This is a genomic window from Corynebacterium sp. HFH0082, assembly GCF_000411235.1.
GTDB classification, from domain to species: Bacteria; Actinomycetota; Actinomycetes; order Mycobacteriales; family Mycobacteriaceae; genus Corynebacterium; species Corynebacterium jeikeium_D.
The window spans coordinates 2,407,897-2,421,164 of the sequence record NZ_KE150404.1; the positions used below are offsets into that span (position 1 = coordinate 2,407,897).

Below are 13,268 nucleotides of genomic sequence, written 5' to 3' on the forward strand. Positions count from 1 at the left end.
ACAGGGTAATAGATGACCTACCATCACGATGAACTGTGCCCTCATGAAGTCTTCCAAGAACTGTCCCCTAGCGTCATCGCGCGCTCGCGCAGTCACTACGCTTATGTCCTATGTCCACTCGGTCCACCTCCTCCGACTCGGCCGCTGACTTCACTTCGCGCGCGACCACTGCGCTAGCTCGTCTTATCGCCGCCGGTCATCGCCCCGCCGCACTCGTCGGCTCCTGGTTCGGTTATCGCGCGGTTCTCGCCGCTAACGTCGAGCTCACCGCCTGCGATTCGACAGCGCTTTTCACCAGCCCCGACCCCAATGCGTGGCTATTTGGGTTCCGCCCCTACTCCGGCACCAGCGCGCATGGGATCGCTGCCTGCGTCGCATTGCTTGCCGACGACGGCACGTGGCATTTCGACGGCCCCGGCACCGGTGACCCCTCAAATCCGGATTTCCAAGCCCTTCAGGAGACCATCAAATACTCGCACGAAAACACGCGTGACGACGCGCTCCCCGCGGCCACACCACTGGAGTGGGATCAGGGCGACCGAGAACGCCACCAGCTTGCAGTGGAGAACTGTAAGGAAGCAATTGCCGCGGGCGAGGTGTACCAAACCTGCATCTCTACACGCTTTCACGCGGAGCTGAATGCGGGATCGGGCACGAACGTCGATGTGGACAATGCTGCACTAGCCCACGCCGGCGCGTGGTTTTCCTCCCGCGTGGCGCGGTATCAGCCGGCTCGAGCGGCATTCTTGCCCGGCAACCTCGATGCTGGAATTCCAATTCTGGCCTCGCTGAGTCCTGAGGAGTTCCTCATCCGCGCTGGCACAAGCGTGACTGAAACTCCTATCAAAGGCACGATTCCCGCTGACCGGCCCCCGCATGAGCTGTTGCGCAGCGATAAGGATGTCGCCGAGAACATCATGATTGTCGACCTGGTGCGCCACGACCTCGGCCAGGTGGCCAAAACTGGCACTGTGAAGGTCACGGATCTGCTCAGTGTGCGTCCGGCACCGGGCGTGTGGCACCTGTTTTCCACAGTTTCCGCGGAACTTCCCGATCAGCTCAGCCACGCTGAGCTGATCGATGCCTGCTTCCCACCGGCCTCAGTCACCGGTACACCGAAGCTGCGAGCAATTGAGCTTCTGCGCGAGTGGGAACCCGAGCCCCGTGGCGCTCACTGTGGCGCGATTGGTGCGGCCCACGGGGATGCACTTGAGCTCAATGTCGCCATTCGTACCGCTGAGTATGCAAAAGACCCGAACTCGGGGAGAGTTCGGGTCGAAGCTGGCATCGGCGGTGGCATCACCATCGGGTCTACGCCCGAGGGCGAATGGGCCGAGATTGAGGCCAAGGCCGCACCGCTGCTGTTGGAAAGCTAGTTGCGCAATTTACGAGCACGGCGGCGTTCGCGCTGTTCGGCCGCTTCCGCCAAGCGGCGCTCGCGAGCCATGCGCAGGGCAAACTGACGCTGTTCCTTGTCATCGAGGTACATCGGATCGTCGGAAAGCCCCTTAACCAGCGCCACCATCAGCGCCAAGATAACAATGACGAACGGGCTTGCCGCCAAAATGGTGATGTTCTGCAGGTTGGACAGGGCATCGCTGCCGCCGGTGACCAATAGGACAATCGCAATCAGAGCGGTGAAAATACCCCACATAGCAGTGACCGTGCGCGATGCTGTGAGTCGACCGAACTGGCTCATGGTGCCCATCACCGTGGAGGCGGAGTCCGCCGAGGTAATGAAGAAGGTAGCCAGCAGAACCATTGCGATGACGGAAGTAATCGCGCCACCCGGCAGGGATTCCAGCAGGTTGAACAGCTGGCTCTCAGCCGAGCCGTCGCCATAGATGGAAGCACCCTGCTGCTCACGAGTAATGGCGGTGCCGCCAAAGATGGAGAACCATACGGCAGAGACAATCGACGGAACTGCGACGACGGTGAAGACGAACTCACGGATAGTACGGCCGCGAGAAATGCGCGCGATGAACATACCGACAAACGGCGACCAGGAGATCCACCAGGCCCAGTAGAAGATTGTCCACGACGAGAGCCATTCGCCGGCGGTACCGTCAGCGGAAGCGCTGGAGCGGGCGGCCATCTCAAAGAAGGAATTCAGGTAGCTACCAATAGAAGTCGGAATCAGGTTCAGAATCACCACGGTAGGGCCGAGGACCAACACCAGCAGAGCCAGCAGGCCAGCGGCAACCATGTTGAAGTTCGAAATGTACTGAATGCCCTTGCCCACACCCGACAGCGCAGAAGCCAAAAAGGCACAACCCAGAATGAGGATAAGACCAATCCACAAACTTGTGCCCTTGATGGCAGTGAAACCGTTGATCTCCAAACCAGCGGAAATCTGCAGCACACCAACACCGAGAGAGGCTGCCGTACCGAAGACGGTGGCAAAAATCGCAAGTGCGTCGATAAGCTTGCCCAACCATCCCTCAGCGCGACGTGCACCGATAAGCGGGATGAACGCCGCGGAAATCAGCTGCTTACGACCAAGACGGTAGGTCGAGTAAGCAATGGCAAGGCCGACGATGGCGTAGAGCGACCACGGGTGCAGAGTCCAGTGGAACATCGTCGATGCCATGGCGGTACCGACTTCCTTTGGCTGGTGACCCGGCACACCTTCGCGGTAGAAGGTCAGTGGCTCAGCAACGCCGTAGAACATCAGACCGATGCCCATACCGGCGGCGAACATCATGGCAATCCAGCTAGGTGTGGAAAACTCTGGTTTCTCGGCGTCCTTGCCCAGGCGGATGTGACCGAACTTGGAAATCGCGATGGACACAATAAAGAAGACAAAGACGGTACTAGCCAAGATAAACAGCCAGCCGGTGTTCTCCACGACCCAGTTCAGAGAACTAGATGCAAACGTGGAGAAACTGTCCGGCCACACCAGTCCCCAGACGATAATTGCCAGAATTGCGGCAATGGCGGGGACGGTAACCCCGAGGTTCACGGGAGCGTGAGAATCGTCGGCCCTGACTTCGCCAACGACCGACTCCCCTACTTCTTGTTGTATTTCATGTTCTGGTGGATTCGTCATTCCTCCACCATGTCCACCATTGACCTGGGATTTCAACTTAGAATGCGGGTTTTCTCAGGTTTTCTTCATTTTTTCCCAGCTTGCAAAAACTGCCAATAATGGCGTTTACCCTGTTCACTGTCGTGCGCTGGGCATTTCCTGGCACAAAGTAACAATCGCCTAACGATTTTCCTCGCGAGCAGCCAAAACCGCCTGATAGAGATCACGGTGCTTTGTCATTCCAGCCTCCGCCGCAGCCTGCTTCGCGGCATCCTTCAACCGCATGCCATCAGCCACGAGCTCCTCCACGCGGTCAACTAGGTCCTCCGTGGATACCTCCGTCGCCTGCTGCCCCGCGCCCTCAATCACCACCGTAATTTCTCCGCGGACACCTTCTTCCGCCCACGCAGCCAGTTCTCCCAGCGTCGCGCGGCGAGTCTCTTCAAAGCGCTTGGTCAACTCACGGCTTACCGACGCGCGCCGCTCCTCACCTAAAATCTCCGCGGCATCCGCCAACGTGGCAGCCAATCGATGCGGCGACTCAAAGAAACAACAGGCTCGCTTCTCTGTCTTCAGTGATTCCAACCAGGCCCGGCGCGCCCCCTGTTTACGAGGTGCAAAGCCATCGAAGCAGAAGTGGCCGACACCCAAGCCGCTGAGAGCCAATGCGGTAGTCACCGCGCTCGGTCCCGGTACGCAGGACACCGGCACACCCGCGTCGTGAGCAGCCGCCACCACAGCCAGGCCGGGGTCTGACACCACCGGCATCCCCGCATCGGTCACCACAATGACTTTCTGTCCCGCCTTCGCCGCCTGAATCAGCGACTCAGTGCGGCTCTCTTCGTTGTGATCGAAGTTCGAAACAAACTTCCCCTTGGGGGAAATGCCCAGCGCTGTGGCTAGGTTGCGCGCCCGCCTGGTGTCTTCCGCGGCGATGATATCGGCGTCGATAAGCGCACCGCGCAAGCGGTCGGAGGCATCGGCTATATTGCCCAGCGGCGTTGCCACCAGAGTGATGCCGGGAGCCAGCGTCGTAGCCTCACTGAGGGGCTCGTTCTCGTGCGGTTGGAAGTTCGATGCCGAATGCGTCATGATTCCATAGCTTAAACTGACATTCGTGACCGATGCCGCTTTAACCCCACCACCGGAAACCGAGCGCCGCGCGAAAAAACGTTTCCTGCGCCCGATTCCCCCGGTTCCCCCGCTGCCGCCACTGCGGCGGTGGGACAAATGGGATACCGCCACTTTTGTGGTTCTCGGAATCGTCGCAGCGCTAACGCGTTTCATCGGGCTTGCTGCCAAGACCGACAATGGCACCCCGCTCTTCGACGAAAAGCACTATGTGCCACAGGCCTGGCAGATTCTGGAGTCCACGCGCGACCCCATCTCATCTGGCATTGAGGACAATCCCGGCTACGGTCTGATTGTGCATCCGCCAGTGGCCAAGCAGGTCATCGCCTTGGGCGAGTGGATTTTCGGTTATTCACCAATGGGCTGGCGGTCTATGTCGGCGGTGTGTGGCACGCTGGTCATCCTGCTGCTCATGGACATCGTCCGACGTATCTCTCGCGGCTCGCGGTTGGCAGTGGGTATTGCTGGTCTCTACGCGCTTGCCGACGGAGTGCTGTTTGTCTCCTCTCGGGTCGGCATGCTGGATATGATTCAGACCTTTTTCATCATCGCGGCCGCGTGGGCACTTCTCATTGACCAGGCCGATGCCCGCAAGCGCCTGGAATCCGCCACGGAACTCGGTAGTTTCGGCCCCTATCTCAGCTATCGCTGGTGGCGACTGCTCGCCGGCATCATGCTGGGGCTTGCCACCGGGGTGAAGTGGTCCGGTCTGTACTACATGGCCGCATTCGGCCTGTGGTCCGTTTTCACGGATTTGGTGTCACGCAAGAATGCCGGTGCGGACAAGCCCGTGCTCGGCGCACTCGCCCGCGATACCGCCCCGGCGTTGCGTGATCTGGTGGTGGTTCCGCTGGGCGTTTACTTCTTAAGTTGGCGTTCTTGGTTCGCCGAAGAAACGTCGGTCTATCGCCATGTCTCGCCCGAAGACCGCGATACGGGACTCCCCGGCACCGGCTGGCTTCCCGAGGCCGTGCAGAACTACCTGCACTACCAGAACAGCGTGCTGAAGTTCCACGCCGAGCTGACCACCTCTAATGGCCACAAACACCCTTGGGAGTCCAAGCCCTGGGAGTGGCTGGTCAGCTGGCGGCCAATGCTCTACTACTCCACCGAAACCACCTGCAGTGGCGGCCAAGAGTGCAAGGGCTGGATGATGCTCTTTGGCACCCCGCCCATCTGGTGGTTGCTGGTCCCCGTGGTCCTGTGGGCCACATGGCGCTGGCTCGGCCGCCGCGACGGCCGCTACGCGCTGCCAGTCATCGGGTTCCTCGCCTCGTGGCTGCCGTGGGTCATCGGCTACGACCGTCAGATGTACTTCTTCTACGCCACCGCGCTGATTCCATTCGTACTCATCGCCTTTGCTCTGCTTGCCGACGATCTCTCACACTGGCGGCCCCGCGATAAGCCGGTGGGGTTGGTAATCGTTGGCACGCACGCCGCACTAGTGGTGGCCGCGTTTGTGTTCTGGCTGCCGATTTTGACCGGCTACCCGCTGCCTCTCAACCACTTTGACTGGCGGTTCTGGTTGCCGTCCTGGAGCTAGTCCCGCTGTGGCGGCACGCCTGTGACCGGCAACCCGGAGGCAGCCCGCCATGCCTGTGCGATTGCCGTCGGCGTATAACCGCCCAGCCACACAACGGCCAGTGTCAAAGCGGAGACAAACATCAAGGCCAGGCCAGCGATCTCTGATGCTCCCTGAGCACCGATGAGAATGTCACGAATACCGAAACCAATGCTGAACGTGGCGACGGCACCGTAGACCGGCGCCATGCCCATGGCAGCGCGTGGCCGCCAGGCAGCCCAGAACAATCCCACTGCCAATGCAAGCCGAATTGCCGCAAGCTGGATGGCAAGGCGTGCTCCGAGCTCCATTGGGTCAACAGTGGCAGTGGAACCGTCGATAGGCGCTTCCGTGCTTGTCGCGATTCCTGCACCGCCCTGCGGCTGCGTCGAGGAAAGTCCGAGCGTCATCATGCCGGAGGCGTCGACCAGTGTCGCAATCCCCCAGACCGCCCAGCAAAGGCCCAGTGCAATGAGCACCCCGCGGGCGGTGCCGGCCATGAGCAGCCATGCGCGCTCACGCCGCCGGCGCTCCGGTTCGATGGAGACCAAAATGCGCTCCGAGAGATCATCCGTGGAAATCTCCGGCATACCATCGGCAGGCCCAACCGTAAGGGCGCGGTTCAGCCGCACCGCTCGCTCGTACCAAGCTCGGCACTCCTCGCAGGCCCCAAGATGGGCATCGATGACTTCATCGGCAATGCTTGCCTGCTCGCCATCGAGACGAGCTGACAATGCTGCGCGAATTTCCTCGCACTCCACGGGGGATCTCCACCGCCTTTAACTCTTAAGGGGGTTGTACCTAATGAGGTCTTACCTGATGAACTGCCTGTCCAAACTGAAACGGCCAGCCCCGAAAACGAAAATCATCACCAGACCACCGATGAGCGACATCACAAGCTCCGCACCGTTGTCGCGGATAAACAGGCCATTGCCCAAGTGCATCGACCACCAGGCACCAATCATCTCAATGATGAAGACCATCGCCACCGTCGGTGCCAAGAGTCCCAGAATCAGCAACGCGCCACCGACCAGTTCGACTAGAGCGACAACCCAGACCGTCAAGTGCGCCTGCGGGATATTCACGGCGACAAAGTAACCGGTCGTCTTGTCGATACCGGTGATAAAAATCTTGTCCCAGCCATGGCAGATGAAGATAATTCCGAGTATCAGGCGGAGAATCACGAGCGCGATATCGCGCATTACCGGTCGATCCATGAGGGACATGCTACCCGACGGCACGGTCAAAACACGGTAGCACTGCGGCTGCGAGAGGCCAGCGACTTAAACATGCAAAAAGGCTTCTCCCAACCCCTCGGGAGAAGCCTTCCGCCAAACACACCCGGTGTGTCATGTCTTAGGTAGTGACATCGTAACAGGCCGAGTTTCTAACAAAAAATCGCGCTGACGTGCTCAGACAACTTTAAGGTTGTTCTACGGCTCAGCTCACAGGACTAGCTCACACGAGCCTGTGGCATTTCGTCATAATCGTCGTCATCAAAGCGGTAGTCAGTGTAGGCCAGATCTGCGAAATCCGGGTCCTCATCATCAAGCTCGACCACTACCGCGCCCGGACGGCGCAGACGCTGTGGAATTCCCAGCTCATCATCCTCGCGGTTACGCACGCCGAGGCGGGCCATCTTCATACGGCGAATTCGGCGAGCCCGCAGTTCCTGCTCTGCACGCACGGTGCGGCGCAGGTTGACCAGATACAGGGTCATCAAGCCGACACCGACCAGTGGAATCCACCAGGTCCAACCACCGGCGAAAGCAGCGATGATGACCGTGACCGCGATGAACGCTGCCAGCCCAGCAACCGAACGGCGGCGGCGGGCAAAGCGAGTCTCAGCGTACTGGGCATCCGAAATCGGATCGAACCCACCACGACCACGGCGCTTCTCAGCGAACGCGTAATCATCTTCGGTCAAGGTGTCATCGACAGCGACTGCGTCATCGTTGGACTCGACACTGTGGTCGCTGTCGTCCTCGACGGTCTCGTCGGGTTCCGCCTGCTCGTCTACGGTGTCTGCTGCCTCTTCAGTCTCAGAGAGAGCCTCAGCGTCCGCGTGCTCAGCGTCAGCCGCGGCACCGGAATCAGCGTCAGATTCAACGGCATCTTCGAACATCAAGTCATCGGCGTCGACAAACTGACGGCGAACGTCAACGCTCACATCGGAAGAGGACTCATCTGCACGAACCACGTCACCTTCGGCGGAGGCAACGGCGGAGTCAGATTCAGCATCCTCGTCATTAACGACAGCCTGCAGCGACTGGTCTGCAGACTCATCATCGGACACGTCCATGTCAGAGCGGTCAGAAGACTCAGCAGTGGCTTCCTCGGTAGCGGAATCATCCGCCTGCGGGGTCTCCTCCTCTGCATCTGCCGCTTCCAGCTCGTAGACGATATCGCCGTCAACGACGGCCGGGTCGGCCGCCTCGTCCACGGTGTCGTCGATAAGCACGTCGCTGACATCGAAGTCATCGTCGACCTGCGCGTCAACGGTTTCGAGAGAATCGTCGACTTCTTCGGCCACGCGCACGTCCGACTCCTTAAAAGACGGACGGCGGCGCGTCGTGGCCAACTCCTCGCCACCACGATGCAGCACGCGGGTCTTACCTAGCGCATCGGAGGTACGACGAATCGGCTTGCGCGTATTGACCACCAGCGGGGCCAGCACAAACAGCCACAGTACAACGATGAGTATCAGCAACAGTGAAGTTGACATATTTTGTGTCTCCTTGCGATTTCGCCCGGGGTTTCGCCGTCTCCCCCCCCCGGCCCAAATACGCCACCCACATGCCCTTCCACAGAGGCATTTGCGAAGGCAGTCAGCGTATCTAGAGCGAATTCGCCCAATAGTAGAGTTGTCATCACCCTATCGGCGTGTGTTACTCAGACTACTCAGGCGCGCCGTTGCGGTGGGTATTTCTCCGCCTCTTCATATTGCGCGCGACCACTCGCCACGATGAGGTCCACTGCACTGTCCTCCCCCACCCGCGCATAGGTCAGATGATCGCGCCACGCGCCATCCATATGGAAGGCTTCCCGCGCCACGCCTTCGTACTCGAACCCACAGTTTTCCAGCACGCGTATCGACGGGACATTGCTGTCCAACACAGTCGCTTCAATTCGGTGGACGCCAACTCTCTTGGCATAATCCGACGCCAACGCCACTGCAGCAGTGGCGACCCCTCCACATGTAAAGCCGCTGCCGACCCAGTAACCAATCCAGGCGTGAGCGACGGGGAAAGGCGTAATACCGCCGAGTGTGAGCATGCCGGCGAACTGGCCGTCTACCTCAATGGTGGAGACAATCATGTCTCCCGCAGCCTCTGAACGACGCCAACTGCGCAGATTACGGCGGAAAACAGAAGCCCTGTGGGCGTTAGCCCAGTCGTCCTCGAGGGTTGGCTCCACGGGGCGCAAAATGGGCTCGTCACGCAGCCGCAGTGCCCGCCATGCAGAGGCATCAGAGCGCTCTGGCACACGCAGGCGGACTCGGCCGCCACTGGTCACTAGACGAGAAGTACGCACAGCAACAATACTCGCGGTAGTGGAGTGAGGTTAGGCCTGGCGCGCCATGAACAGCACGTCAACTACATCTCCCGGACGCACGTGCAGCACGTCTTCCGGAATCACGATGAGGCTGTTGGCTTCCGACATACCGGCCAAAAGGTGGGCTTGCGCACCGCCGGAACCTCCCAGCGGCTGCACCATGTATTCGCCGGTCTCGCGGTCACGCATGAGCTGGCCACGGATGTAGCCACGGCGCTTCTCTGCCGACTCGATCGGGCCGACAGCACGAGCGGTGACAGCGCGGCGGCGGGGATTGCGCTTACCCAACGCCAGCCGAATGAGGGGACGAACCATGACCTCAAAAACGACCAATGCGCCGACCGGATTCGACGGCAGGAGGAACGTTGGAATCTTGTCATCTCCCAGCAGACCAAAGCCCTGGACCGAACCAGGATGCATAGCGATGCGGGAAACATCAACCTCGCCCAATTCAGCCAGCACACGGCGAATCTGCTCACCCGCGGCACCGCCGACAGCCCCCGTGATGACCAAGAGCTCACTGCGAATGAGCTGGCCTTCGATGATTTCTCGGATGCGACGGGGCTCACCGGTGGCAATACCCACTCGGTGTACCTCGGCCCCGGCATCGCGGCCGGCTGCTGCCAACGCGTAGGAGTTGACGTCGTAGACCTGACCGAGCCCCGGCGTGCGGTCAACATCGACCAACTCATTACCAATGGAAATCACGGACATACGCGGCTTGGGATGCACCAAAACCTTCGAACGCCCCACCGCTGCCAGCAATCCAACCTGCGACGGCGAAATCACCGAGTCCAAGGACACCGCCACGTCACCCGGCTGCACGTCGTCACCGACCTTGCGCACAAAGTCACCGGAGTAGACCGGATGGAGAACATTAACTCGACGGCCACCGCGGTCGGTCCAGTTTAGGGGCACGACGGCGTCGGCAAGCGATGGCAGTGGCGCACCAGTTTGTACGCGCACGGCCTGCTTCGGCTGTAGCCGCATCGGATGGTGAGATCCGGCTGTCACCTCACCGACAACAGGTAACTCGACCTCGCGAAAATCAACATCACTCTGACGCGCATCCGGAGGTAAAGAACCAGATTCGCCGACGATATCGACAGCGCGCACCGCATAACCATCGATCGCTGACTGCACGAATCCAGGTAGCGGCTGCTCTGCGATGACATCTTCAGCGCACAGCATGCCGAGGGATTCCGAAATAGCAACGCGCACAGGATCAGGCATCACAGCGTGTGCGGTGATTGCCGCCAACTGTTCTTCCACAGAACGCATGTTTTACCTTCCTCGGCACCAACCCGCGGTGCGCTTTATGGCTATTCAGCTTCTCAGTACAAGCCTCTAGAAAGAGGCTTTAAGCCTGTTCATCCTGCGCCAGACGCTGCTGCATGTAGTCGCGCAGCCCCTCACCGTAGTCCGGATGCCTGAGTCCAAAGTCTACGCAAGCACGAATGAAGCCACCAGGATTTCCCAGGTCGTGGCGGAACCCCTTGTGAACGACCACATGAACCGGATGCCCCTCTTGAATCAGCAACTCAATTGCATCGGTGAGCTGGTACTCGCCGCCCTTACCGCGCGGGATGCGGCGCAGCGCATCGAAGATGGCGCGATCGAGCAAGTAACGTCCGACTGCAACGAAGTTGGATGGAGCATCCGCGGGGTCCGGCTTTTCCACCATGCCCTTGACTCGCTTCACATCGTCCCAGGCATCAGCGTCGGCTGCGTCCGCACCGAGCTCACCAGACTCCGCCGGGGTAGCGTCCTCAATATCGAAGACACCGTAGTTGTAGACCTCTTCGTGAGGAATTTCCAGCGCACACAGCACCGAACCACCAAAGCGCTCGCGCACTTCCGTCATACGATCCATCACGCCCACTGGGAGCACGAGATCGTCGGGAAGCATGACAGCAACGCTGTCCTCATCGTCTTCGAGCAGCGGCTCTGCGACCAACACCGCATGCCCCAGGCCCAGCGGTCGATCTTGAACAACGGATTCCACGCGAATGACCTCGGTGGCGCGGCGTACCTTCGCTGCAATTTTGTCCTTGCCGCGCTCGGCAAGAGTCTGCTCAAGGTCCGGGCGCGGGTCGAAGTGCCCAAGCACGCCATCCTTACTCGGCGCTGTGACAATAGCCAGGCGTTGCGCACCAGTGGCGGCGGCCTCTTCAGCAATCATCTCGATGCCCGGCGTATCAACTACGGGCAGCAATTCTTTCGGCACTGTCTTGGTGGCAGGCAAGAATCGCGTACCCATGCCCGCGGCAGGAACGATGACAGTTCGAACCGGAGTAGTCATGTCCGAACCAGACTCTTTAGACGATGAGACCATAATGGCAACGATACCTATATAACTTCCATTTGCTCGGAGGCTGACCCCGCTTTTTCAACGCATTAATCAGAAATTTTCTCCTGCGCTGACGACAGAGGTCGCTCCCCTACCTGACAGAGTAGGTTTGCAGGTATGGCTCCGCTTCCCGAAACCACGTCTGATTTCAAAGCCCGCACACGGCACGAGGTACTCGCCGCACGCGCCGCCAAGGGGCAGCGTGAGCGCATGCTTGACGACGAAGCACTGGTACAGCGGTTGCAAGAATGGTTATCCAATACCGTCGGCGACCTCGCAAAACCCATCATTGCCGCCTATGTCCCCGCTGGCGACGAACCCGGCGCAAGCGTTTCTAGTTCGACTGGTGGTGAGCCCGGCCAGGGCTTTGTGGAAGCTCTGGCCAACGCGGTTCCCGGAGCACGAATTCTGCTTCCCGTCTGCCCGCCCGGTCCACCACAACCGCTGCACTGGGGTTACTACAACGGCAGCTTCCACAAGGGCCGATTTGGACTCTTAGAACCTGTTTCGGTGGAAGACTCTGCTGGCCCAGCTGAGCTAGGAGTTGCCGAAGCCATTATCCTGCCGGCAGTTGCGGCCGACCTCGCAACCGGGATGCGGTTAGGGCGTGGCGCTGGTTACTACGATCGCAGCTTGGTTTTCGCTCGACGCGGCGACGATACGGATGGAGCGAGAACTGTGGTCATCGCTGTTGCTGTTTTCGACACCGAATTGCGCACGGAGCTTGCCTACGATGAGCACGACATTCCTGCCGATTATGTGATCACGCCAGCGGGGATTTCACAGATTTAATGGAACCGATTCCGGGATTTTCGCGCCTAACTTAATATGAGCCCAAAATATTCGTCCCGGTTTCCGCGTCCATTCCGAAAGCTCCGCCCCACAACTATTCGGCGGATGGTTGCCCTCACTGTTTTCCTATGCGCAGTCGGCCTGGCGGCGGTGGAGTCATTGACACCCCGCAGCGGCCATATTCGGGTAGTGGTTAGCGCCAAATCCATTGCCGCTGGCGCATCGGTGGCAGAACAAGATGTGGCTTTCAAGGACATTCCCCGGGAGCTCGTTCCCGGTGGAGCCGTAACGGACATCGCCTCTGTGCGGGGACGCACCCTGGCCACCGGCATGTCACCGAGAGAGATAATTACAGAGCAGCGAATGGTCGGCCCGTCACTTGCCAAGTCGCTGACGGGGACGTCGGAAAGCAAAATTATTGCCATCACGTTGACTGATGCGGGCATTGTGTCCGCTCTTCGCACTGGTGACAGCGTGGATATTGTGTCGACAGCGGATGAGCGCGGGGTGGCGGCGCCGCTTGCACACGGGGCAAGGGTGGTCAACATCGTCGACGATGAGGTGGTCTTGGTCGCTCTGCCCACCGGCGCCGCGGAGGTGGTGGCTGCGACATCGCTAGCATCTCCGCTCACACTGTTACTCGCGGGTTAGTGACCAAAATCTCACTGGTTCAAAGATTTTATGGTCCTGAACAGTGTTTTTCGCAGAAAGTTGACTTGTCCCACAACTTAGTGCGGGGATACAATGGCCAGGCAATTCAAAACTACGATTAGAGCGAAGAAGAGTGGCACTGCCTGATATCGCACTGCCCCGTTTCTCAAAATCGTATGGGCCTGCCATGAGCAACACGA

The 13,268-nt window shown here is 59.6% G+C and carries 12 protein-coding genes; 4 read left to right on the forward strand and 8 right to left on the reverse strand.

Features of this window, described 5'->3' with window-relative positions:
• Window positions 1–110 precede the first annotated feature (110 nt).
• Entirely contained in the window at window positions 111–1,376 is a 1,266-nt protein-coding gene (locus HMPREF1206_RS10360; RefSeq protein WP_016423257.1) for an aminodeoxychorismate synthase component I, read from the forward strand.
• Here the strand turns inward: HMPREF1206_RS10360 and HMPREF1206_RS10365 are convergent.
• Together HMPREF1206_RS10365 and rsmI are read right to left on the reverse strand one after the other, a co-directional pair.
• Window positions 1,373–3,049 (reverse strand): BCCT family transporter, encoded by a 1,677-nt coding sequence (locus HMPREF1206_RS10365; protein WP_016423258.1) that lies wholly within the window; start codon window positions 3,047–3,049, stop codon window positions 1,373–1,375. The two genes, HMPREF1206_RS10360 and HMPREF1206_RS10365, sit on opposite strands and share 4 nt — an antisense overlap.
• Before the next feature lie 159 nt (window positions 3,050–3,208).
• On the reverse strand, window positions 3,209–4,120 hold the full coding sequence (rsmI, locus tag HMPREF1206_RS10370) for a 16S rRNA (cytidine(1402)-2'-O)-methyltransferase (RefSeq protein ID WP_016423259.1): 912 nt from the start codon (window positions 4,118–4,120) through the stop codon (window positions 3,209–3,211).
• A gap of 85 nt (window positions 4,121–4,205) precedes the next feature.
• Between rsmI and HMPREF1206_RS10375 the strand changes: the two genes are divergently transcribed.
• Entirely contained in the window at window positions 4,206–5,702 is a 1,497-nt protein-coding gene (locus HMPREF1206_RS10375; RefSeq protein WP_369707175.1) for a dolichyl-phosphate-mannose--protein mannosyltransferase, read from the forward strand.
• Here the strand turns inward: HMPREF1206_RS10375 and HMPREF1206_RS10380 are convergent.
• The 6 genes from HMPREF1206_RS10380 to HMPREF1206_RS10405 all read right to left on the reverse strand — a co-directional run bounded on the left by HMPREF1206_RS10380 (window position 5,699) and on the right by HMPREF1206_RS10405 (window position 11,610).
• The gene (locus HMPREF1206_RS10380; RefSeq protein WP_016423261.1) at window positions 5,699–6,481 is read right to left on the reverse strand and encodes a zf-HC2 domain-containing protein; all 783 of its coding nucleotides are present in this window, start codon (window positions 6,479–6,481) and stop codon (window positions 5,699–5,701) included. The two genes, HMPREF1206_RS10375 and HMPREF1206_RS10380, sit on opposite strands and share 4 nt — an antisense overlap.
• A 51-nt stretch (window positions 6,482–6,532) precedes the next feature.
• Complete coding sequence (locus tag HMPREF1206_RS10385; protein WP_042388863.1) at window positions 6,533–6,937, reverse strand: DoxX family protein; 405 nt, start codon at window positions 6,935–6,937, stop codon at window positions 6,533–6,535.
• A gap of 236 nt (window positions 6,938–7,173) precedes the next feature.
• Window positions 7,174–8,445, reverse strand: coding sequence for a gephyrin-like molybdotransferase receptor GlpR (gene glpR, locus HMPREF1206_RS10390; protein WP_016423263.1), 1,272 nt, complete (start codon window positions 8,443–8,445; stop codon window positions 7,174–7,176).
• Window positions 8,446–8,621: 176 nt separating this feature from the next.
• A complete protein-coding gene (locus HMPREF1206_RS10395) occupies window positions 8,622–9,254 on the reverse strand; it encodes a GNAT family N-acetyltransferase (RefSeq protein ID WP_016423264.1) in 633 nt (210 codons plus the stop codon).
• 30 nt (window positions 9,255–9,284) lie between these two features.
• Window positions 9,285–10,556 (reverse strand): gephyrin-like molybdotransferase Glp, encoded by a 1,272-nt coding sequence (glp, locus tag HMPREF1206_RS10400; protein ID WP_005511382.1) that lies wholly within the window; start codon window positions 10,554–10,556, stop codon window positions 9,285–9,287.
• A gap of 79 nt (window positions 10,557–10,635) precedes the next feature.
• Entirely contained in the window at window positions 10,636–11,610 is a 975-nt protein-coding gene (locus HMPREF1206_RS10405; protein WP_016423265.1) for a UTP--glucose-1-phosphate uridylyltransferase, read from the reverse strand.
• Between the two features lie 132 nt (window positions 11,611–11,742).
• On the opposite strand from HMPREF1206_RS10405, the gene HMPREF1206_RS10410 reads away from it, so the two are divergent.
• Both HMPREF1206_RS10410 and HMPREF1206_RS10415 read left to right on the forward strand, forming a co-directional pair.
• Window positions 11,743–12,417 carry a 5-formyltetrahydrofolate cyclo-ligase gene (locus HMPREF1206_RS10410; RefSeq protein ID WP_016423266.1) on the forward strand — a complete coding sequence of 225 codons (675 nt, stop codon included), beginning with the start codon at window positions 11,743–11,745 and terminating at the stop codon, window positions 12,415–12,417.
• A gap of 105 nt (window positions 12,418–12,522) precedes the next feature.
• Entirely contained in the window at window positions 12,523–13,068 is a 546-nt protein-coding gene (locus HMPREF1206_RS10415; protein ID WP_224433571.1) for an SAF domain-containing protein, read from the forward strand.
• The last annotated feature ends 200 nt before the right edge of the window (window positions 13,069–13,268 follow it).